Source organism: [Collinsella] massiliensis, from assembly GCF_002161605.1.
Lineage (GTDB): Bacteria > Actinomycetota > Coriobacteriia > Coriobacteriales > Coriobacteriaceae > Enorma.
Window position 1 is genome coordinate 72339 of the sequence record NZ_NFIE01000002.1, and the last position, 23911, is coordinate 96249.

9 protein-coding genes are annotated in these 23911 nt (G+C 65.1%); all 9 read left to right on the top strand.

Features of this window, described 5'->3' with window-relative positions; translation table 11 throughout:
• Positions 1-44 precede the first annotated feature (44 nt).
• The 9 genes from B5G02_RS01210 to B5G02_RS01250 all read left to right on the top strand — a co-directional run bounded on the left by B5G02_RS01210 (position 45) and on the right by B5G02_RS01250 (position 23903).
• Positions 45-1574, top strand: coding sequence for a sugar ABC transporter ATP-binding protein (locus B5G02_RS01210; RefSeq protein ID WP_094334859.1), 1530 nt, complete (start codon positions 45-47; stop codon positions 1572-1574).
• A gap of 12 nt (positions 1575-1586) precedes the next feature.
• The gene (locus B5G02_RS01215) at positions 1587-2645 is read left to right on the top strand and encodes an ABC transporter permease (RefSeq protein WP_094334860.1); all 1059 of its coding nucleotides are present in this window, start codon (positions 1587-1589) and stop codon (positions 2643-2645) included.
• A 462-nt stretch (positions 2646-3107) separates the two neighbouring features.
• The gene (locus B5G02_RS01220; RefSeq protein WP_094334861.1) at positions 3108-12929 is read left to right on the top strand and encodes a Spy0128 family protein; all 9822 of its coding nucleotides are present in this window, start codon (positions 3108-3110) and stop codon (positions 12927-12929) included.
• Positions 12930-12932: 3 nt separating this feature from the next.
• On the top strand, positions 12933-13262 hold the full coding sequence (locus B5G02_RS01225) for a helix-turn-helix domain-containing protein (RefSeq protein ID WP_019240157.1): 330 nt from the start codon (positions 12933-12935) through the stop codon (positions 13260-13262).
• 241 nt (positions 13263-13503) lie between these two features.
• The gene (gene carA, locus B5G02_RS01230; protein ID WP_094334862.1) at positions 13504-14970 is read left to right on the top strand and encodes a glutamine-hydrolyzing carbamoyl-phosphate synthase small subunit; all 1467 of its coding nucleotides are present in this window, start codon (positions 13504-13506) and stop codon (positions 14968-14970) included.
• Positions 14971-15345: 375 nt separating this feature from the next.
• A complete protein-coding gene (gene carB / locus B5G02_RS01235) occupies positions 15346-18630 on the top strand; it encodes a carbamoyl-phosphate synthase large subunit (protein WP_094334863.1) in 3285 nt (1094 codons plus the stop codon).
• A gap of 369 nt (positions 18631-18999) precedes the next feature.
• Positions 19000-19368: a helix-turn-helix domain-containing protein gene (locus tag B5G02_RS01240; protein WP_162609740.1), complete on the top strand. Its 369-nt coding sequence runs from the start codon at positions 19000-19002 to the stop codon at positions 19366-19368.
• Between the two features lie 223 nt (positions 19369-19591).
• Positions 19592-20776 (top strand): FprA family A-type flavoprotein, encoded by a 1185-nt coding sequence (locus tag B5G02_RS01245; protein ID WP_094334865.1) that lies wholly within the window; start codon positions 19592-19594, stop codon positions 20774-20776.
• 250 nt (positions 20777-21026) lie between these two features.
• Positions 21027-23903, top strand: a complete 2877-nt coding sequence (locus B5G02_RS01250) for a proton-conducting transporter membrane subunit (RefSeq protein ID WP_241146112.1) — start codon at positions 21027-21029, stop codon at positions 23901-23903.
• Positions 23904-23911 lie beyond the last annotated feature (8 nt).

Here is a 23911-nt window from a genome sequence, read left to right on the forward strand (position 1 = left end):
AACCCATTCAGCAAAGGGGACAGATCGCATTGGGAAGGAGCGCTATGGATCTGCTTGAGATGAGCGGCATCCGCAAGGCGTTCAGCGGCGTCACCGTCTTGAACGGCGTCGACCTGCACGTCGCGCGCGGCGAGATCCACGCCCTTTTGGGCGAGAACGGCGCGGGCAAATCGACGCTCATGAACATCCTCACCGGCTCGTACACCGCCGACGCCGGCACCGTCACCTTCGACGGGGCGGACATCACCGGCGCCTCGATCAAGGCGGTCGAGAAGGCCGGCATCGCCTTCGTGCACCAGGAGCTCAACCTCTTCAACGACCTTTTGGCCTACGAGAACATCTTCCTGGGGCAGGAGGAGACCGGCCCGGTCTTCTCGCTCAAGAAGCGCAGCATGATCGAGAAGGCGCGCGAGCTCTTCGAGCGGCTGGGCGTGGACATCGACCCCACGGCCCTCGTCGCGGACCTCAAGCAGAGCCAGAAGCAGCTCCTGGAGATCAGCCGCGCGCTCTTCTTCAACGCGAAGCTGCTCATCCTGGACGAGCCCAGCACCGCCCTCAACACGGCCGAGGTGGAGCACCTGTTCCAGATCGTGCGCAGCCTGCGCGACCAGGGCACGTCCTTCATCTTCATCTCGCACAAGATGCCCGAGATCTTCGAGCTCTGCGACACGTACACGGTGCTCCGCAACGGCACGTTCGTGGGCGAGGGCAAGATCGCCGACACCACGCCGCGCGAGGTCACGGGCATGATGGTGGGCGCGGCCATCTCGGAGCGCGGTGCCTGGGAGCCGCGGCCGGCGGGCGAGACCGTGCTCGAGCTCGACCACTATTCCGGCCCGGGGTTCTCGGACATCTCCCTCAAGGTGTCGCGCGGGCAGGTCATCGGCCTCACGGGCCTCATGGGCTGCGGCAGCACGGAGCTCATGCAGTGCCTGTTCGGCATCGGCCACCCCACCGCGGGCACGGCCACGATGATGGGCAAGCAGCTCTCCGGCGGCTCGATCCACGAGGCCATGAAGGCGGGCATCGCTATGCTGCCGTCCGACCGCAAGGAGAACTCGGTGGTGCCGGACATGTCGCTCCTCGAGAACATGTACCTCTCCGAGCAGGTGCTCTCGGCGGCGCGGCCCATCATCAACAAGCGCCGCGAGCAGGAGCGCTTCGATTACTACCAGAAGCTGCTGAGCATCAAGGCGAACTCCAGCGCCGAGAGCGTGCTGTCGCTGTCCGGCGGCAACCAGCAGAAGGTCTTCATGGCGCGCTGGCTCAACACCGATGCCGAGCTGCTGCTGCTCGACAACCCCACGCAGGGTATCGACGTGGGCGCGAAGGCCGAGATCTACCACCTGATCCTCGACCTGGCGCGCGACGGCAAGACGGTGATCATCAACACGCTCGAGATCCCCGAGCTGCGCGAGGTCGCCGACGTGTGCTACGTGCTGTATGAGGGGCGCATCGTGAAGCGCCTGGAACATGACGAGATCGACGAGCAGACCGTCATGCTGTACTCGACGAACTCCGTGAGCGACGACCTGCCGGCGGGCGATAACCAGCCGGTCGGGATGAATGAGTGAGGTGCATCCATCGTGAATGAGCAGGCAAAGGCGAAATCGACGGGGCTGGCGAGCGTGCTCGGCTTCGTGAAGCGGTACAGCTTCGTGCTGGTGTTTCTGGCCATCCTGGTGGTGTACGCCGTCGCGAACAACGGCCTCACGCTCAACGCGGGCATGAACGTCCTGCGCCACAGCGCGGTGATCGGCACCATCGCCATCGGCATGGGCATCGTGTGCCTCACCGGCGAGATCGACCTTTCCGTGGGCTCGATGCTCGCGCTCGTGGCAGGCTTCTCGGTCGTGGTGTTCAACATGACGGGGTCCATCCCGCTCACGCTGCTGTTCGCGCTCGCGTTCGGCGCGCTTTGCGGGTTGGTGAACGGCTTCCTCGTGGGCGTGGTGCAGATGCCGGCGTTCATCGTGACGCTCGCGACCATGCTCATCTACCGTTCCGTGGCGCAGTACGCCTGCCAGCACCTGCCCGGTGAGCTCATCGGTAACGGCAGCTCCGTGTACCGCATGTCCAACGAGCTCGGCGCCTACGACGCGCTCTACACCTTCGGCAACGCGCGCATCGCGGGCGTGCCCATCGTGGGCATCGTCATGGTGCTCATGGTGGCGCTGTTCGTCTACATCTGCACGTCGACGAAGTTCGGCAAGAAGATCTACGCGGTGGGGTCGAACGCCAAGGCGGCGCACCTCGCGGGCATCTCCGTGCCGCTCATGAAGACGCTCGTGTTCACCATCGCGGGCGCGCTCGTGGGCCTCGCGGCGTTCCTATGGGTGGCGATGAACGCCTCCGCCGACCCGGCCACCACCGGCTCGAGCTACGAGATGTACGCCATCGCCTCCGTGGTGCTCGGCGGCATCAGCATGAGCGGCGGGCGCGGGCGCATGATCGGCGTGCTGTTCGGCGCGCTGTCCTACGACGTCATCGACAAGATCATCATCGCGCTCAAGATGGACGCGCTCATCCAAGACACCATCAAGGGCGTCATCCTCATCGTGGTGATTATGATCCAGGTGGCGGGACCGCAGCTCAAAGAGGTGTTCAGCCGCAAGGGCGCGAAGCGCGGCGATACGGCGAAGTAGGCGCGCGGCGCGCGGGGGCGGAGTGCCGGGTGGCGTGAGGCCGCCTCGTGGTGCCGGGTGATGCGACCTTCCTCCCACAGCCCCGGGTGCAGCTCGATGGCGAGCGCGCCCGGGGCTTTTTGCGCCCTGCCCGGCGGGGTGCGTTTTCAGGCGGTGAGCGGCGCAAATCTACCAAAATGCCACACGGTGACCAACATACGGCGTCTGTGCAGACAAATAGGCTCATAGCGTCAAATGACGTGGGGGGTATTGATGAAATATCTTCAGGTCAGCCGCCGATTTTTCGTTTACAGACCTTGCAATGCGGATTAGAGTAGGCATGTCTACCCTCAGGTAGCGTAGGGATAGACATGCGCAAATGCAGCGTAATGGTAGTTCGCGTGTCGGTAAGGGATGGGAAGGTTATGTTGATGGTAGGAACCCACAAGAAACCCCGCGGGGGGGGGGCGCTCTAGGGCGATAGTGGCTGCAGCCCTCGCAGCCGTGCTGTTCGTCGTGGTGTCGGTGGCGTCGTTCATAGGCGTCGCACGAGCCGCGGGCGTCACGGGCAAGACGGTGGTCGACCCGGATACGACGAATAACTGGATGCAGTACACGCGTCCCGACGACCAACCATCAACGCAGAACGTCGGTCGTATCTGGACCGACAAGAGCGTGTTCGATGACACGTACACGTTCAAGAACGACGACAACGAGGGTCTGAGCGGACAGTCCATCACGAAGGGTGACTCCGACTTCATCGTGAGCCTCTCGGCGCTGTCCTCGACGTCCAACCTCAAGTCGACGACGGTTTCGACGAAGCCACTCGATATCGTGCTGGTGCTGGACGTGTCCGGGTCGATGTCCCAAAGCATGGGCACGACCTACACCTATACCGAGGCCTATCCAAGCAACCATCGCCAAACCTATTACATCCAGGTGAATGGAACCTGGCAACAGGTTGAGTATTTCGAGCCGGATTGGTGGGATTCTGAGCAGGAAGGTTGGCGCTACCGCAGCGGCGGAAGCGGCTTGAATCCGCAATATACCTACGTCGAGCCGAAGACCTCGCCTGCGGACAACGATCCCGATCACATTCAGTTCTACTCGCGCGGGCGCGGTCAGAACATCAGCAAGATTGATGCGCTGCAGAACGCGGCGGACGCATTTGTCGATTCCGTCGCTGAAATGAACGATGGCATCGCAGATCCCAATAATCAGCACCGCATCTCGCTGGTGAAGTTCGCCAGCGGTAGCCGTGACAATATCGGCAACAACAAAGATGGGGACGGATATAACAATTCCCAGGTCGTGTCTGACCTTGCGCCATACACGACCGATAACGCTGCAACGCTCAAGAACACCATCGATAGGCTCGAGCCGGCTGGCGCTACCTATGCGAACTACGGCATGAGTCATGCGAAGCGTGTGCTGGATGGCGGAGAGGGACTGACCGGTGCCCGCTCCAACGCGCAAAAGGTCGTTATCTTCTTCACCGATGGCGAGCCCGGATATAGCGAATGGAGCGGTTCCGTTGCCGCCGAGGCTATTAACTATGCATATGACATGAAACAAGACGGCACGCTGATTTATAGCATCGGCGTGTTCCAGGGCGCCGATCCGAGCGACACGAGCGGCAATTTCAACAAATACATGAATGCCGTTTCGAGCAACTATAAGAACGCTACGGCAGTGAACCGGTGGGGGAATGCATCCTGGAGTAATCTATATCTCGGCGACCGCACGCAGGATAAGGATGGCGGCAACGCCAACTACTACTATGCTGCGGAGGACTCCGAGCAGCTCGATCAGGTCTTCGAGGACATCACGTCTTCCATCACCGAGAACGTTGGTTCTGGTTCGCCGATCGTTGACAACTCCCTCGAGGGCAACCTCGCCCCGGGTAATCTCACCTTCACCGATCAGCTCGGCTCCTACATGCAGGTGACGGGCACCGGCGTCGGTAAAGACCAGATTCAGCTTGCCTATGGCGACGAGATCTATACAAGTGACAGCAAAGAGACGAACGGCAACGTCGACACCTACCACTTCACCGGTACGGTTGACGGCAACGCTGTGTACGGTTCGGCGAATCTTGCCGACCTTACGGTGACGGTTACCCGCAGCGATGGCCTTGCCACGGGCGACACCATCACCGTTACCCTTCCTGCATCCCTTATCCCGCTGCGCAACTACAACGTTGATACCGACACCGGTGACATGACGGTGTCCCAGGCATATCCTGTGCGTCTGTTCTACGGCGTGAGCCTGAAGGCTGAGGCCAAGGAGGCGCTTAACAACCCGTCGAGCGACGAGTACGCGGCGATCGTGGCTTCCCAGAAGTCAGCGGATGGCAAGACTATCGACTTCTATTCCAACAACTTCGAGGCCGGCGCAGCCGACGGCCTCACGATGGCGACCTTCGAGCCCAACGCGGGCAACAAGTTCTACTACTACACGCAGAACGCCACGCTCTACGTCGACGAGGACTGCACCATCGAGGCGACCGATCAGAATATTGGGCGTTACAGCACCCTCTACTGGAAGGACACCTACTGGGTGCAGACCAGCGAGGGCAAGGGCGAGGAACGTTCCACGGGCATCGCCATCCAGCGCGGTACGGACGAGTGGGATGCGATGCAGAAAGAGAATGGCCGGGACGGTGCCTACTACATCTCCGCTGGCACCCAGCGCACCGACCGTCCCGCAACGCTGACCGACGGGAAGGACTCGAACGAAACGAAGACCGCGGCCAACGTGCTCAACCCGTCGTGGAGCGACACCGACGAGGTCACCCAGGCGCTCGGCAACAACGGCAAGCTCTACTACGAGATGCCCGGTTCGCTCGAGATCAAGAAGACGGTCGACTGGGGCAACGCGTCCAATGAGACCAAGCAGAATGCGGAAAAGAACACGTTCACGTTCGAAATCACGGCAAGCGTGCCCTCCGATGAGGAGGGTAAGACCGAGCCGCTTTCCGGCACCTATAACTATTACGTCGGTGACCAGGCCGCCGGTAAGGTGACGTTCAACGAAGGAAAGGCGACGCTGAAGGTTCAGGGCGGCACGACGGTTCGCATCGACAGCCTGCCCGTTGGCACCGCGTTCATGGTGACCGAGCAGGGTGTCGGTGAAAACGGCTGGACCGTGACGGATACCACGGCGCAGGAAGGCGTCGACAACAGCAACACCACCGACGGTATCGTGACCGGTGCCATCGAGTCCGCTACGCAGGTCTCCCTGACGTTCGACAACGCGTACCACGCCGCCGACGTGAACCTCAACACGAACACCACGCTCAGCGTGGAGAAGGTGCTCAAGGGCCGCGACTGGCGCGACAGCGACGAGTTCACGTTTGAGATCGATGGGCTGGGCGCCATCACGACCGACCCCTCGATTACAAGCGCGCCAGAGCCCGAAGAGACCACGGTGACGATTGACGATCAGACCCCCGGTTTCACTAAGGCGTTTGGCGACATCACGTTCACCGCACCCGGTGAGTACCGCTACAACATCACTGAGGACAACGACACCGATCCGATCAACGGCATCGACTACTCCGCGGCGATTTACCGCGTGGTGGTCACGGTGACCGACGACGGCAACGGCAAGCTCGTGGTCTCCAAGGTCGAGCTGCAGCAGACTCAGAACGATGAGGGCACGATGGGGGCCGGCGCCGACCCGGTGCCGGTCGAGGGCAGCACGGCCACGTTCACGAACACGTATGACGTGAACGCTGCTCCCACCAACATCGACGGCACGAAGGTCTACAACGACACTACGGGCGGCAACGGCATCGACTACGGTAAGTTCACCTTCCAGCTTGAGGCGCTCGGCGGTTATGAGACCGAGGGCGGCAGCTCCGTGAACTACACGGTTGACGCCAAGGATGTCCCGATGCCCGCAGATGTTGCCGAGGGAACCACGACTAAGCAGGTGACCAACACCGGCTATGCCTTCACCTTCGGTACCATCAACTATGACGGCAACGATGTCGGCAAGACCTTCGAATACAAGGTGACCGAGATCGCCGGCGACGAGCAGGGCATGACATACGACAAAACCGAGCACATCGTTCAGGTGAAGGTCGAGGAGGTCACCACGGGCGAGGGGACTCCCGAGGAGGAGACCCACCTGGTCGCCACCGTGCTGCCTCCGTATGACACGCGTGCCGAGCTTAAGTTCACCAACGAGTACGACCCGGCCGATGCCGAGCTCAAGGGCGACACCGCCATCCATGGCACCAAGACCCTCACCGGTCGCGAGATGCATGACGACGAGACGTTCTACTTCCAGCTGACGGCGAAGAACGACAACGCGAAGAGCATTCTGCCAGATGCGGAGGTCGTCCAGGTTACCAAGGCCGACATGCAGGGCGGATCTGCCGACTTCTTCTTCAAGGACATGGCGTTCGCCAAGACGGGCGAGTACACGTTCACCGTGGACGAGGTCGCGTCTGACGGTCAGGGTGGCTACATCGAGACCGCCAACGGTGCCGGCATGACCTACGACACCAACATCTGCACCGTGACGGTCAACGTGACGGACAACAAGCAGGGTGCTCTCGTTGCTGAGGTGACCTACAAGAACGACGTGAACAGCTCCGTGACGGACAAGGCGCAGTTCAACAACACCTACGAGGCGTCCATGAACTACGGCGCTGAGGGCAAGGGCGGCATCGAGGTGACCAAGCAGCTCACCAACCGTCCGATGGATGCCGGCGAGTTCGCGTTCTCCATTGAGGGCGTGGCAAATGACAGCGGAAAGACCACTGCTGAAGATGCCAATAAGAAGCTGACTAAGGACGATAGGAGCTTCAGCAACACGGCGGTTGCGACCGGCGAGGTCAACACCATGGACAAGCTCCAGAATGTGACCTTCGACGAGACCGATGCGGGCAAGACCTACAGCTACATCGTGGACGAGACCACCGAGAGCGGCGCTCCGCAGGTGACCTACGACAAGACCCAGTACCGTGTGGACATCGAGGTCGTGGACAACGGCAACGGCACCATGCACACGCTCACCACGGTGACGAAGATTAAGAACGCAGCAGGCGAGTCGGTGAACGAGGTTGTCATTGCGGATGCCAACTCCGATGCCGACGACTACACCGTTCCGACCTTCGGCTTCGTCAACGAATACAACCCGACGCCTGCCACGGTGGGAGAGGACGCCGATTATCAGATCCAGGTGACCAAGAAGGTTGAGGGCGCGGATTCTGCGACCGACTACGCCTTCACGCTGACCGCGCAGGATACCGACGACGGTCATATCAACAACATCGAGGGGCTGGGCGACCGGAACCAGCTCACGGTGAAGACCAACGGCACCATCAAGGCCGGTGAGTCTCAGACGCTGACCTTCGGCGAGCTGACCTTCACCAAGCCGGGCACCTACACCTTTACGGTGCAGGAGAACCAGCCCGCTGAGGACGCCGGCTGGAGGTTCGACACGACCGAGCGTGAGGTGACCGTCAAGGTGACCGATCGCAACAATGAGGGCGAGTACGACGGCAAGCTCTACATCGCCGGCGTGACGGGCACCCCGGTCGAGATCACCAACAGCTATAAGGCCGATCCGGTGGTCGTGGGTGGCGATGACGCCGAGCAGCAGATCACGGTTCAAAAGACCGTGACGGGAGCTGATTCCACCACGGACTTCCAGTTCAAGATTGAGCCGGTCGACAAGGACGACGAGAAGTGGGACAACGTCAAGGCTGTTGAGAGCGACTTCGACGGCCAGGCCTCCATCACCGAGGACTTCGCTGACGGCGACACCAAGACGGCCACCTTCGGCGGCATCAAGTTCGGCGCCACGGGCGAGTACCAGTTCAAGATCACCGAGGTTATGCCCGAGGAGGTTCCCGCCGGCTGGACGTACGACAAACATGAGTCCTTCGTGACCGTTACCGTGACAGACGACGGCGATGGCCAGCTCGTCGCTGCGGTGAGCTACGACAACGCTAAGGCGACCGATGCCGACCAGCAGGTGAATAACGCCGCCGCGTTCACCAACGTGTACAAGGCGTCCGGCTCGCTTGACGGCGATGCCGACGGCAACCTCACCGTGACCAAGAGCTACACGAGCAACCTGGGTGACCCCTGGACGCCGGACGATAGCTTCGGCTTCACGCTCGCGGCTGACACCACGGACGAGTCGACGAAGCAGGCCGTTGATAACGGCTGGATCGCTCTGCCCGAGAACGCGGGCTCGGCCGATGAGGCTGGCATCACCATTGACGATGAAACCGAGAACTACCAGGCTTCCTTCGGTGACATCACCTTCACGCACGCGGGCACATTCAAGTTCACCGTGCGCGAGGTGCTGCCCGAGGGTGTGAGCACCGACAGCCCGACCAAGGACGGCATCACCTATGACACGTCCGTCAAGACCGTGACGGTCAACGTGATCGATAACGGCGACGGCACCCTGACGGCCACGGTGGCAGATGGCAGCGATGCGCTGACCTTCGACAACACCTACAACGTGCAGCCCGTCATGTTCCGCGCGGCGTACTTCGCGCTGCAGGGCAACAAGGTACTCGACGGCCGCAACTGGGAGCAGGGTGACACCTTCACCTTCACCATGACGGCCGGCCGCGGCACCAACCCTGACGGCGAAACGCAGATGGATCCCGGCGTGGTCGAGGCGACCATGCCCGAAAAGACCTCCGATACCATCGAGCCGCTGGCGGACGGTTCCAAGGTGACCGATAACTCCGCCCAGTTCACCTTCACCGACGAGCGCTACCCCGGCGGCGACGTGGTGCCCGATGCGGAGGATGTGTTCACGTTCACGCAGCCCGGTACCTACCGCTACCTCATCGCCGAGACCAACCCCAACGCTTCGAACCCCGGCTCGGGCATCCTGGGCGTGACCTACGACCAGACGCAGTACCGCCTGACCGTGGTCGTTGACGACGATGGCAACGGCAACCTCGAGGTGACGAGCAGCAAGTTCTCGTCGCGCCCGACCGCGGGCTCCGGCGAGTGGACTGACATCGCCAGCGACCAGGGCATCACGTTCACCAACAAGTACTCGGCGAACGAGGTGGGCATCTCGTTCAACGCCGCCAAGGTGCTGACCGGCCGCGACACCGCCATGACCGACAACGAGTTCATGTTCCATATGACGTTCGCCGGCTGGATGTCGAACGACGACTTCGATGCCCAGTCCGAGGACTGGAAGATGGACGGCGAGGTGGCCGAGAAGGCTCCTGCGGCCGCACCCGACAAGGGCAACATCATCCGCGGCGACGTGATCTTCGACAACGTGACGTTCACGAGCGACAACGTGGGCTACACCTACCGCTACGCTATCACCGAGGTGATTCCGGACGACGCGACGAACGCCGCATATCCGGGCGTGGCCTACGGCACGGCTTCGGCCGAACAGAAGGCCGGCACCGGCTGGACGAAGAACGGCGTGACCTATGACGGTTCCACCAAGTACGTGACCGCCAAGGTGACGAGCGAGCAGACCGAGGATCAGCAGAACCCCGGCACCTTCGTCGAGGTCGTGCGCGTGGCCACGGGCGGCGAGGCTCCGTACAACACGCAGACCGGCACGTTCGAGGGCAACGCCATCTTCACCAACACCTACGACGCGGGTTCGACGGATGTCGACACCGGCACCGCCGACGTGCAGCTCACCAAGGTGCTCACGGGCAAGGCGTGGGACGGCGACAGCTTCACCTTCAAGATCGAGGCCGTTTCCAACACGGCCGGCATCGAGCTTGACCAGCAGCCCATGCCCGCCCAGACCGAGGTGACGGTCAACGCGGCCACCGGTGAGGACGCCGAGGGCAACGACCAGGCGACCTTCTCGTTCGGGAAGATCTCCTACGACACGCCGGGCACCTATGTATATAAGGTGGCCGAGGTCGCGGGTGATAACCCGGGCATCACGTATTCCACGAACGAGGCCACCATCACGGTGACGGTCGAGGACAACAACGCGGGCGGCTACACCACCGGCGTGACGGTTGCCAATAACGTGTTCACCAACCAGTACGCGAGCGAGCTCGACTTCGCGGCGGCCGGTGGCATCGAGATCGCCAAGATCTTCGAGAACGCCGACATGCGCGAGTTCAGCTTCACGGTGAAGCCGGCCGACCAGGCGTCTGCCGACAAGCTCGGCATCGACATGGACGGCGAGACCTTCACCACGAAGGCGGGTGCCACGGTCGATGACGACAACGCGTCGCACGCCGAGGTCATGATGATCGACGCTGCGACCGAGGCCAAGTTCACGCAGGACGATGCCGACGACACCTACACCTACACGGTGCAGGAGGTCAAGGGCGCGGATGCCAGCGTCGACTACGACGGCACGGTCTACACCGTGACCATCACCACGGCTGACGACGGCCACGGCGGCATCAAGGTGACCACCACGGTGACCGACGGCGCGGACTACACCCAGACCTACGTCTACGACAACGACGAGAACGAGGACCCGACCGCGGTGATCCCGTTCACCAACACCTACAAGGCGACGGGTGAGCTGGGCGGCAACGGCTCCGCGAGCATCAAGGCCACCAAGACGCTCACCAACCGCCCGATGGTCGACGGCGAGTTCACCTTCAACGTGACGAACGCTGCCGATCAGAGCGACACGGTGGTTGCCACCGGCACCAACGCCGCGGACGGAACCATCACGTTCAGCGCCATCAACTACAGCATCGACCAGATGATGAAGGACGTGGACAACAACCTGGCGACGCCGAGCCTCGTGAACGGCAAGAACACCTTCACCTACACCTATGACGTGACCGAGGACACCACCAACCTGGATGAGGGCGTTGCAGCGACCGATGCCGCGGGCTTCCAGATCACCGTCACGGTGACCGACAACGGCGACGGCACGCTCGGGATCGTCGTGGGCTACCCGCAGGGTTCCGAGAACGGCCTCACGTTCCGCAACACTTACGGCGAGGGTCAGACGGGCCAGCAGACCATCGCCATCGCCGGTGCGAAGCAGCTCAAGGTCGAGTCCGGCAACAACGCGCCCGACATCGCGGGCAAGTACACCTTCACGCTGACCGGCGAGGACGGCGCGCCGATGCCCGCCACCACCACGGCGACCAACGACGCCTCGGGCAACGTGAGCTTCGGTGACATCACCTTCACCATGGAGAACGTCTTCGGCGACACGGGCAGCCAGACCGCTGCGGCGACCGCCGAGGCCGAGGGCACCGAGGACGCGCCCGCCGTCGAGTCCGCGCAGCGCACCAAGACCTTCACCTACACGGTGACGGAGACGGGCGACGTCGCGGGCGTGGCGAATGACGCCGAGGCCAGCAAGACCTTCACGGTCACGGTGACCGACAACGGCGACGGCACGCTCTCCGCGGTGGCCGACCCGGCACAGGGCGCGCTCTTCACCTTCACGAACACCTACTCCGTCGACCCGCAGACCTCGTCGCCCACGGCTGACGGCGGCCTGACCCTCACCAAGGAGCTCACCGGCCGCACGATGGACGAGGGCGAGTTCCAGGTGGTCATGGTGGATGCGGACGGCACGCAGGTCTCGCAGGGCGTGAACGCGGCCGATGGCAGCATCGCGCTCGACGCGATCACCTTCAGTACGCCGGGTGACTACACCTACACCTTCTACGAGGTCGATAGCCACAAGGGTGGCGTGACGTACGACGCGGCGCGCTACACCGCGACGGCGCACGTGGAGGACAAGGGCAACGGCACGCTGTCCGTCACCTGGGAGTTCGCGGACGCGAACGGCGACCCCGTGACCGACGTGGTCGTCAGCAACAGCTACGAGGCGCGGGACGCGTCGATCTACGTCGGCGGGTCGAAGGTGCTCGACGGCCGCGCGCTCGCCGAGGATGAGTTCTCCTTCGAGCTGCGTGATGCCGACGGCAACGTGCTGCAGACCGTGAAGAACGCGGCGGACGGTGGCTTCGTCTTCGACGCCATGACCTTCGACACGGCCGGCGAGTACCAGTTCACCGTGGCCGAGGCGCTGCCCGAGGACGACGACCCGGCGACCGCCGGCGTCCAGAAGGACGGCGTGACCTACGACGAGACCGTCTACACCGTGGACGTGACCGTCGAGGACAACCGCGAGGGCTACCTCTGGGTGACGAGCCTCACCTATAACGGCAAGGCCGAGCTGCCGGTGTTCTCGAACACCTACGTTGAGCCGGCGGCCCCGGCGGGTCCGAGCGACGACGGCCTGATCCAGACGAGCGACATGATGCCGACCGCCGTGATGGCCGCAGCGGGCATCGGCGCTGTGTGCGTCGCGGCCGGCGTGGTGACGCGCAAGAAGCGGGGTGAGTAGCGCATGTCCGAGGCCGGGATGGGGACCTCGCTGAGGGGCATCAGCACGCGCATCAACGGGCGCCATGCCTTCGTGCACGAGCGCGTGCTGGAGCTCATCGCGCGGGAGACCAAGCGCGCGGGCGAGGTGCGGTTCAGCCAAGCCGAGCTCGCCAAGCGGATGGGCTGCTGCTCGCAGTCGCTCGCCCGCGCCGTCACGCGCCTGCGGCGCGAGGGCTTGATCACCTCCACCCCGGTCTATAGCGAGTCGGGCGCGCAGCTGGGCAACAGCTACAAAGCGACGCCCGCCGGGATCGAGCGCGCCGAGGTGCTCGCGCACAGTCGGCGGGGCTAGACAATGAGGCCTCCTTTCGGGATCGTCCGGAAGGAGGCCTTTTTGCGTTGGCGGGGTGGCACGGCGCGGTGGTTGCGCGGGCCGCGCGGGTTGGCGGGCGCAAAACTGAATAATTTGCACTCATAGCAATCAATTACTGAATAAATCATCCATCTTCGTACACAAGGCCGCGCGCAATGACTACAATACGCACAGCCTGTAAACCTTTAATCCGGTTCTGAGAGGCCGGGAAGGAGCGAAGATGGCGCATACCGATGCAGCGGTCGCAGCGTGCGACCCAGGATGCGCGGCGCACTCCGCACCGCGCGCGCAGCTGAGCGAGCTCGCCCAGCGCATGCTTTCCCAAACAAGCAAGCACGAAGGAGCCCCTGCGGTGCTCATGCTCGCCGACGGCACGGCGTTCTTCGGCCGTGCGTGCGGCGCGCGGGGAACCGCGACGGGCGAGGTGTGCTTCAACACCTCGGTCGAGGGGTATTTCGAGGTGCTCACCGACCCGAGCTACGCGGGGCAGATCGTCACCATGACGTACCCGCAGATCGGGAACTACGGCGTCGACCTGGCGGATACGCAGGTGGCACCCGGCGCACCCGGCGAGCTCGCAGGCAACGTGCGGCCGCCGCTCCGCGCGCTCGTGGTGCGCGACCTCTGCCGCACGCCGTCCAACTGGCGCTCTACCATGAGCCTGTCGGAGTACCTCGAGGAGCGCGGCATCGTGGGCATCGAGGGCGTGGACACGCGCGCGCTCGTGCGGCACCTGCGCGAGACGGGCGCCCAGAAGGGCATCGTCTCGACTGAGGTGCTCGACCTCGCGGAGCTGCGCGCGCTACTCGCCGCCGCGCCCGAGCTGGTGGGGCAGAACCTCGTCGAGACCGTGAGCTGCCGCGAGGCGCATGCCTACGACCCCGGCCGCGTGCCGCAGGGCCATGCGTTCGCCGAGGCCCCGGCCGCGCCCGCCCGGCACCATGTTGTCGTGTACGACTGCGGCGTGAAGCGCGGCATCCTCGAGGGCCTGCGCCGCGCCGGCTGCGAGCTTACCGTCGTCCCGTGGGACACCCCGGCGGCTGACGTGCTCGCGCGGCGGCCGGACGGCGTGTTCCTCTCCAACGGCCCGGGCGACCCGGAGGCCGCGACCAAGACGTACGAGCAGGTGCGCTCCCTGCTGGGGAAGGTGCCGGTGTTCGGCATCTGCTTGGGGCATCAGATGATGAGCCTCGCCGCGGGCGCGCGCATGGAGAAGCTCAAGTACGGCCATCGCGGGGGCAACCACCCCGTCATGAACCTCATCACGCGCCGCGTGGAGATCACGGCGCAGAACCACGGCTTCAACCTGGTGTTTCCGAGCTTGGGCGAACTCGTCCCGGAGCTCTCCGGCGGCGTGTCGGAGCACCCGACGGGCGCGGACGGCACCGCGGAGACGGCCGACCTGCGCTTCTGGGTGGAGCGAGGCATCGCGCCGGTCGTTGCGAACGAGCGCTTCGGCCGCATCCGCCTCACGCACGTGAACCTGAACGACGGCACCGCCGAGGGCATCCAGTTCCTCGACATCCCCGCCTTCTCGGTGCAGTACCACCCTGAGGCCTCGCCCGGCCCCACCGACGCGCACTACCTGTTCACCGCGTTCACGCGCCTCATGGACGGCGACCCCGATTACCTCGACATCAACATCGCCCGCGACCGCCTCGCGGGCTGGGAGTTCGCCGCCGCGTAGGCGCCGCACGGGCGGACGCGTCCCGCCGGGCAAGCGCCGCACGGGGTGGAACCCCGTCGCGGAGCCGTCCGCGAGGGGAGAACGCCCGCCGCGTACGCGTCGAACGGGGTGAGCGCCCCGCCGCGACCCCATTTTTCGCCTCCCGTCGCGCATTTCTGGTGGTGGAATTCAGATATGCACGATGGGCGGCGCCCGGAAGCGGCAAATCGGAGCGCCGGAGTCCGAAAACGGACGAAAACAGCCCGAGAAAGGGGGTCGCGGTGCCCGATTCGGGGGTTCGGACGCCTTCCGAGCGCCGTCAGCCATCGTCTCATCGTGCATATCTGAATTCCATCACCAGAAATACTCGCAATCATTGAAAAAAGGAGCAGCCACATGCCCAAGCGTACCGATATCAAGCGCATCCTCGTCATCGGGTCCGGTCCCATCGTCATCGGCCAGGCGTGCGAGTTCGACTATTCCGGCGCGCAGGCCTGCAAGGTGCTGAAGGAGGAGGGGTACGAGGTCGTCCTCGTGAACTCGAACCCGGCCACCATCATGACCGACCCCGGCTTGGCCGACCGCACCTACGTGGAGCCGGTGACCCCAGAGTTCATCGAGTCTGTGATCGAGCGCGAGCACCCCGACGCGCTGCTGCCCACGCTCGGCGGCCAGACCGGCTTGAACGCCGCGGTGGAGCTCGCCAAGCGCGGCGTGCTCGAGCGTCACGGCGTGGAAATGATTGGCTGCGACCTCGCGGCCATCGAGCGCGGCGAGGACCGCAAGCTCTTCAACGAGGCCATGACCGAGATCGGCCTCGAGGTGGCGCGCTCCGGGTACGCCTACTCCATCGAGGACGCGCTGCGCATCGCCGGCGAGGTGGGCTACCCCTGCGTGCTGCGCCCGAGCTTCACCCTGGGCGGCGCGGGCGGTGGCATCGCGCACGACGAGCGCGAGCTCACCGAGATCGTCCGGCAGGGCCTCGAGCTGAGTCCCGCGCACGAGGTGCTCGTGGAGGAGAGCATCGAGGGCTGGAAGGAATACGAGATGGAGGTCATGCGCGACCGCGCCGGCAATGGCATCATCGTGTGCTCCATCGAGAACCTCGACCCCATGGGCGTGCACACGGGCGACTCCATCACCGTGGCGCCCGCGCAGACGCTCTCCGACCTGGAGTACCAGCGCATGCGCGTGGCCTCGCTCGCCATCCTGGAGAAGATCGGCGTCGAGACCGGCGGTTCGAACGTGCAGTTCGCGGTGAACCCCGAAAACGGCCGCCTCGTGGTGATCGAGATGAACCCGCGCGTGTCGCGCTCCTCGGCGCTCGCGTCGAAGGCGACGGGCTTCCCCATCGCGAAGGCGGCGGCGCGCCTTGCCGTGGGCTACACGCTCGACGAGATCGTGAACGACATCACGCGCGCCACGCCCGCGTGCTTCGAGCCGGCCATCGACTACTGCGTGGTCAAGGTGCCGCGCTTCGCGTTCGAGAAGTTCAAGGGCGCGGACGCGACGCTCTCCACGCGCATGAAGGCCGTGGGCGAGATCATGGCCATCGGCCGCACGTTCGAGGAGGCGTTCGGCAAGGCGGTGCGCTCGCTCGAGGACGGGCGCACGGGGCTCCTCTCCGGCGGCGAGGACCTCTCCGCCCTCGATGACGAGGCGCTCGCCGCGCGCGTGGCGACGCCCACCGAGGACCGCGTCTTCGCGGTGGTCGAGGCGCTGCGGCGCGGCTGGGACACGGCGCGCGTCCACGCGCTCTCGGGCAGCGACCCGTGGTTCGTGGAGCGCCTGCGCGACATGGTGGCCGTGCGCGCGTGCATCCGCGGCCTGCGCGTGGAGGACATCGACGCCGACGCCATGCTGCTCCTCAAGCAGTACGGGGCGAGCGACGCGGAGATCGCGCAGCTCACGGGCAGCGACGAGCGGTTCGTGCGCGCCTACCGCCACGGCCTGGGGGTGCTGCCCGTCATGAAGACGGTCGACACGTGCGCCGCCGAGTTCGCGAGCACCACGGAGTACCACTACAAGACCTACGAGGCGCGCGTGCGCACGCCCGGCGGCGCCGTGCCCGAGGCGGCGAGCGAGGTGACGCCCGCCGACAAGCCGAAGGTCATGATCTTGGGCGCCGGCCCCAACCGCATCGGCCAGGGCATCGAGTTCGACTACTGCTGCGTGCACGCGAGCTACGCGCTCGAGGCGCGCGGGTTCGAGACCATCATGGTCAACTGCAACCCCGAGACCGTCTCCACGGACTACGACACGAGCGATCGCCTGTACTTCGAGCCGCTCACCTACGAGGACGTCATGGACATCGTGGACGTGGAGCGGCCGGACGGCGTGATCGTCACGCTCGGCGGGCAGACGCCGCTCAAGCTCGCGCGCGCCTTCGAGCAGGCGGGCGTGCCCATCCTGGGCACCCAGCCCGACGCGATCGACCTGGCCGAGGACCGCGAGCGGTTCAGCGCCGTCCTCGACGACCTGGGGATCCTCTACCCGGCGGCGGGCGAGGCGCGGAGCTTCGAGGAGGCCGAGCGCGTCGCGGCGCGGATCGGGTTCCCGCTGCTCGTGCGGCCGAGCTACGTGCTGGGCGGCCGTGGCATGACGATCGCCTACGACGAGGAGCACCTGCGCACCTACATGGCCGAGGCCGTGCGCATCTCGCCCGATTACCCCGTCTACCTCGACCGCTTCCTGGAGGGCGCCATCGAATGCGACGTCGACGCGCTCTGCGACGGCGAGGAGGTTTACATCGGCGGCATCCTGGAGCACATCGAGGAGGCGGGCATCCACTCCGGCGACTCCGCGACGTGCATCCCGCCGTTCAGCTTCTCGGCCGCGCTCGTGCGCCGGCTGCGCGAGACCACCAAGCGCATCGCGCTCGCGCTCTCCGTGCGCGGACTGGTGAACGTGCAGTACGCCATCCAGGGCGATACCGTCTACGTGATCGAGGCGAACCCGCGCGCGAGCCGCACGGTGCCGTTCATCTCGAAGGCCACGGGCGTGCCGCTCGCGAAGTGCGCCGCGCGCATCATGGCGGGCGAGCGCATCCAGGACCTGGCGCTGCCCGCCGACGACCGGCGCCTCGACTGGTTCTGCATGAAGGAGGCCGTCATGCCCTGGGGCCGCTTCCCCGGCGCGGACGTGGTGCTGGGGCCGGAGATGAAGTCCACGGGCGAGGTCATGGGCATCGCGAAGAGCTACCCGGAGGCGTACGCGAAGACGCAGCTCGCCATCAGCTACGAGCTACCCACGCCGGAGTCCGGCAAGGTGTTCATCTCGGTGAACGACCGCGACAAGCGCAACATCCTCTCGCTTGCGCGCATCCTGCGCTACCTGGGGTTCCAGATCTGCTCCACCGAGGGCACGGCGCGCGTGCTCGCGGGCGGCAACGTGCCGTGCGAGGTGGTGCGCAAGATCAGCGAGGCGCACCCGAACATCGGCGACATGGTGGCGGGCGGCGAAATCGCGTTCATGATCAACACGCCGTTCGGCCAGGAATCGCGCGGAGACGGGTACCACCTGCGCACGGAGGCGGTGCGCCGCGGGGTGACGTGCATCACCGCGCTCTCGGCCGCGAACGCCTTCGTGGCCGCGCTCGAGGCGCTCGAGGCGTCGCGGCGCGGGGGCGCGGACGGGCTCGAGGTCATCGCGCTGCAGGACCTGCCGCAGTACGAGGTGTAGGCGCGGGCGCGGGACGCGGGCGGCGGGGTTCGATCCGCGTTTTGACCCGCCGCGACCGCCGTGTGCGAAGTTCGTTCCAGTTGTGTGTGTATCTTTTGGGGCGGTGCCGCGACAGGCGTGTTGCGGCGTGTGAAAACCGCAGGTCGCAGTGAGGCGCGACGGCTGTCAGGGTGCGCTACGTAAAAAGATATACACACAACTGGAATGAGTTTGCGACCTGGGCGCTGCGGGTGCGCTTGGGAAGGCCGGCGGGGCCTGTTCGGGGTGCGGTGGGCGCGGCGCGGGGCGCCCGCTGCGTGCTACCATGGGGCGACATGCCCGCCCCGGTGCGCTTCGGGGCGGTTGCGACCCCGGGGCGGTGATGCGGCGATGCGATATGACGAGACGGTGCGCTCGCGCGCGATCGAGCTGCTCGAAGCAGGTGCCGGCCGCAGGCGCATCGCGCGCGAGCTGGGAGTCCCCGAGGCCACGGCGCGGCAGTGGTCGCATGCGTACGCGGCGGGCGGAGCCGATGCGGTGCTCCGCGCGGGGGCTTCCCGCCTGGTATACGACGCGGACACGAAGCGCGCGGCTGTGCGCGACCACCTCGAGCGCGGCCGGTCGATCCGCGAGGTCATGACGAAGTACCACGTCGCGAGCGAGTCGACCGTCAAGGCCTGGTGCCGGGCGTACAAGGCGGGCGGCGTCGACGCGCTCGCGGTGCATCGCCGTGGTCGGAAGCCGCGCGCGGACGCCTAGCCCTGAGCAGCTCGGCTCGCACCCCGTCGCGCTGGCACTGCCGCGCACCCCGTCGAGCGCCGTTCGCGCCCGCAGCCCCCCGCCCCGCCCTACCTGTCAAGAAATGCCACAAAATGGGTATCATGCAGCCGGCATACGCTGCACGTGCTATCATGTGCCGCAACAAGGAGGGGCGCACGGAAAGCGGGCTGTACCGCGATGCGCCGCGACGGAAAGGACTCCCATGCTTAACGCGATCGAGATCTCACCGAAGGTCTGGTGGGTGGGCGGCCTCGATTGGAGCGAGCGCCACTTCCACGGATACACCACCGAGCGTGGTATCACCTACAACGCCTACCTCATCATGGATGAGACCATCACCCTCATCGACACGGCCAAGTCGACCTTCACCGACGAGTTCGTCCAGCGCATCTCGCAGGTGGTCGACCCCGCCAAGATCGAGCTCGTCGTGACCAACCACGTCGAGATGGACCACTCGGGCAGCCTCCCCGCGATCCACCGCCTCGCCCCGAACGCGCGCATCGTCGCGAGCGCGCCGGCCGGCGTGAACGAGATCCGCGCCCACTACGGCATCGAGGCCGAGGGCGTGAAGACCGGCGACTCCATCTGCATCGGCGAGCGCACGCTCCACTTCGTGCAGACCCCCATGGTGCACTGGCCGGACAACATGGTCACCTGGTGCCCCGAGGACGGCATCCTCTTCTCGAACGACGCCTTCGGCCAGCACTTCGCCACCACGAAGCGCTTCGATGACGAGAACGACCTGTGCGAGGTCTACAAGCAGGCCAAGAAGTACTACGCGAACATCGTGTGGCCGTACGGCGCGCAGGTGCAGAAGGCCATGGCGGCCCTCGCCGGCCTGGACATACGCCTCATCGCCCCGTCGCACGGCGTGATCTGGCGCAGCCACATCCCCGAGATCCTCGAGAAGTACCAGGCCTGGAGCACGTACCAGACCGAGGAGAAGGCCGTGGTGGTGTTCGACTCAATGTGGCACTCCACCGAGATGATGGCGCGCGAGATCTGCGACGCGTTCATCAAGGAGGGCGTGACGGCGCAGCTCATCGACGTGAAGCACACGCACATCTCCGACATCATGCTCTACTTGTGCGACGCGCGCTACGTGGCGTGCGGCTCGCCCACGCTCAACTCCAACATGATGCCGCCCATGGCGAGCTTCCTCACCTACCTGCGTGGCCTCTCGCCGAAGAACGACCAGCGCATCGGCATCGCGTTCGGCAGCTACGGGTGGGCGCCGCTCGGCCCCAAGCAGGTGTACGCCGAGATGGAGAACATGAAGTTCAACATGGCGTGCCCGGTCATCGCCCAGCAGTGGATCCCCAGCGAAGAGCAGCTGTCCGAGCTGCAGGCCACGGTGGCCAAGATCGTCGAGGACGCGCGGGCGTAAGGCGCGGGGCAGCGCATACGTGATCGTGAGAGGGGTCGGCCGCAGCGCGGTCGGCCCCTTTGCTATGCATGGGGGGCGGATGCTGCAAACGGGCGCGCCGCGCCGCCGTGCTCGCCGCTCGTGAACGCCCGTCGCCCGCGCCCGTGCCGCATTACAGATGAAATTCGCCCCGATATGCACTTATCTCGGAACGCTGGCCGATATATCATATAAAAGTCTGTGTACAAGCTTCGACCGAAGAGGTGTTTCCGTGGCGACTCTTGGGTTTCTGGTTGCGTTTCCGCTGCTTGTAGCCGTAGCGCTCATGATGTTCCGCACCGATTCCGCGCGCGACCCCATCGTCATCGGGTCGGCGGCGATCATCGGCGCGGCGAGCGTCGTCTGCGCCGTCCAGTTCATGAACGCCCCGACGAGCTTCGCGGTGCCCTACGACTTCTCGTTCGCCGGGAACATCCTCTCCGCGGCGGTCGACCTCTTCCTCTGCGGCCTGGTGCTCTCGTACGCGCTCCGCTACCGCAACCTCGCCATGCTCGTGCTGGCCATCGTGCAGTTCATCGCGTCCATCTGGTGCGCGTCCATGGCCATCGCGCCCGAGGACATCATGGCCGAGCCCCTCTACATCGACAACCTCTCGATCATCATGATCCTCATCGTGGGACTCGTGGGCAGCGCCATCTGCATCTACGCCCTCGGCTACATGAAGGACTTCCAGCACCACGAGGAGGCGGAGGCCGAGAAGCGCGGCGAGCACGCGCCCGACCGCCGGCACCAGTTCATCGCCCTCATGTTCCTCTTCCTCTCGGGCATGTTCATCATCGTGATCTCGGACAACATGGACTGGCTCGTGGCCGGCTGGGAGATCACCACCGTGTGCTCGTTCCTCATGATCGGCTACACGCGCACGCCCGAGGCGCGCAAGAGCGCCATCCTGCAGATCAACCTCAACATGGTGGGCGGCCTGGCGTTCCACATCGCGCTCATCCTCATCCACCTCGTGCACATCCCGCTCTCCATCGGCGGGCTCGTCGAGGTGGCCCAGAGCGGCGAGGCGCAGTACCTCATCATCCCCATCCTGCTGCTCTCCATCGCGGGCCTCACCAAGGCGGCGCAGATGCCGTTCCACCGTTGGCTGCTGGGTGCCATGGTCGCGCCCACGCCCACGAGCGCGCTGCTGCACTCCTCCACGATGGTCAAGGCAGGCGTGTTTTTGCTCATGAAGCTCGCCCCGGTGTACCTGGTGTTCCCGGCGGCGTCGGCCATGGTGGTCATGGTGGGCGGCATCACGTTCGTGCTCTGCAGCTTCATGGCCATCACCCAGAGCAACGCCAAGCGCGTCCTGGCCTACTCGACCATCGCCAACCTGGGCCTCATCTCGGCCTGCGCCGGCGTGGGCATCGCCGAGGCCGCGTGGGCGGGCATCTTCCTCATCATCTTCCACACGGTGTCGAAGTCGATCCTCTTCCTGTGCGTGGGCACGGTGGAGCATCGCATCGGCAGCCGCAACATCGAGGACATGGACGGCCTCTTCAGCCGCCTGCCGCGCCTCACGCGCTTCATGATGCTCGGCATCCTGGGCATGGTGGTCGCGCCGTTCGGCATGCTCATCTCCAAGTGGGCGACGCTCGTGTCGTTCGCGGAGACGGGCAACGTGGTCTTCCTCATCCTGCTGGCCTTCGGCTCGGCCGCGACGTTCTTCTACTGGGCGAAGTGGCTCGGCAAGCTCGCCGGCGTGGCGCAGAAGGCCGACAACGTCGAGGCCGGCGTGCACAAGACCGAGTGGTTCGCCATCGGCTTCATCGCGGTGCTCATGCTCGGGTGCTGCGTGGGGCTGCCGGTCATCTCGCTCGGCGTGGTGTCGCCGTACCTCGAGCGCGTCTTCGGCAGCAACCCGCAGTTCCTGGGCGTGGACAACATGCTCATCATGGCGGTCATCGTCGCGTTCATCGCCATCGTGTTCCTCACGCCGTGGGGGCGCGCCAGCAAGAAGCGCCGCGTCGAGGTCTACCTGGGCGGTACCTGCACCGACCCGGATAGCCGCCGGTTCCACGGCTCCATGGGCCGCACCATGACCTCCGTCAAGCGCAACTGGTACATGACGGACATCTTCCCCGAGAAGACGGTCACCGCCGTGGGCATCATCGTGTGCAGCGCGGTGATCCTCATGGCGTTCGCCGCGAGCTTCATCTTCAGCCCAGAGGTGCTCACGGGCGGTACCTTCTACATCGAGCGCATCCCGCGCCTGGTGGGCCCGGGGCTGCCGGGGCTGTTGCTGGGCATCGTGGTCTTCGCCGTGGTGGCGCCGGTGCTCGGCTGCCTGCTCGACGGCCTCGACCGCAAGGTGAGCGCGCACATGCAGGGCCGCGTGGGCCCGCGGCTGCTGCAGCCCTACTACGACGTGCGCAAGCTCCTTGCCAAGGAGCAGGCGAGCGTGAACGCCGTGGACGAGGCGTACATCACCTGCGCCATCATCTTCTGCATCCTGGCCGGCGGCATGTTCATCTCGGGTTCCAACCTGCTCATGTGCGTGTTTTTGGTGACGCTCGCCACGCTCTTCGTGATCATCGCCGCGTACTCCGCGCGCAGCCCCTTCGCCGACACCGGCGCGGACCGCGAGTGCCTGCAGGTGATGTCCTACGAGCCCATGCTCCTCATCATGACCGTGGGTTTCTTCGCGGCCACGCAGTCGTTCGACGTGGCGGCGCTGCTCGGGCTCGACGCGCCCATCATCATCCAGCTCGTCCCCATCTTCCTGGGGCTGCTGTTCATCCTCACCATCAAGCTGCGCAAGAGCCCGTTCGACTACTCCTACAGCCACCATGCGCACCAGGAGCTCGTCAAGGGCATCACCACCGAGATGGAGGGCCGCACGCTCGCCAAGGTGGAGATCATGCACTGGTGCGAAACGGTGCTCTTCCTCATGTGGACGGGCATGTTCTTCATCTGGGACAACCCCATCTCGATCGTCGTCGCGCTCGTCGCGGTGGCCGTGGTGTGGTTCCTCGAGGTGTTCATCGACAACAACAGTGCCCGCACCAAGTGGCAGTTCGGGCTCAAGTCCGCGTGGCTCGTGGCGCTCGTGGTGGGCGTCGTGAACCTGTTCTACATGCTCGTCACCCCGTTCATCTAAGGAGCGCG

Excerpts from the sequence above, each read along its gene's own strand:
- B5G02_RS01210 (WP_094334859.1), top strand. The coding sequence starts at position 45 with ATGGATCTGCTTGAGATGAGCGGCATCCGCAAGGCGTTCAGCGGCGTC.
- B5G02_RS01245 (WP_094334865.1), top strand. The coding sequence starts at position 19,592 with ATGCTTAACGCGATCGAGATCTCACCGAAGGTCTGGTGGGTGGGCGGC.
- B5G02_RS01240 (WP_162609740.1), top strand. The coding sequence starts at position 19,000 with ATGCGATATGACGAGACGGTGCGCTCGCGCGCGATCGAGCTGCTCGAA.
- B5G02_RS01225 (WP_019240157.1), top strand. The coding sequence starts at position 12,933 with ATGTCCGAGGCCGGGATGGGGACCTCGCTGAGGGGCATCAGCACGCGC.
- carB (WP_094334863.1), top strand. The coding sequence starts at position 15,346 with ATGCCCAAGCGTACCGATATCAAGCGCATCCTCGTCATCGGGTCCGGT.
- carA (WP_094334862.1), top strand. The coding sequence starts at position 13,504 with ATGGCGCATACCGATGCAGCGGTCGCAGCGTGCGACCCAGGATGCGCG.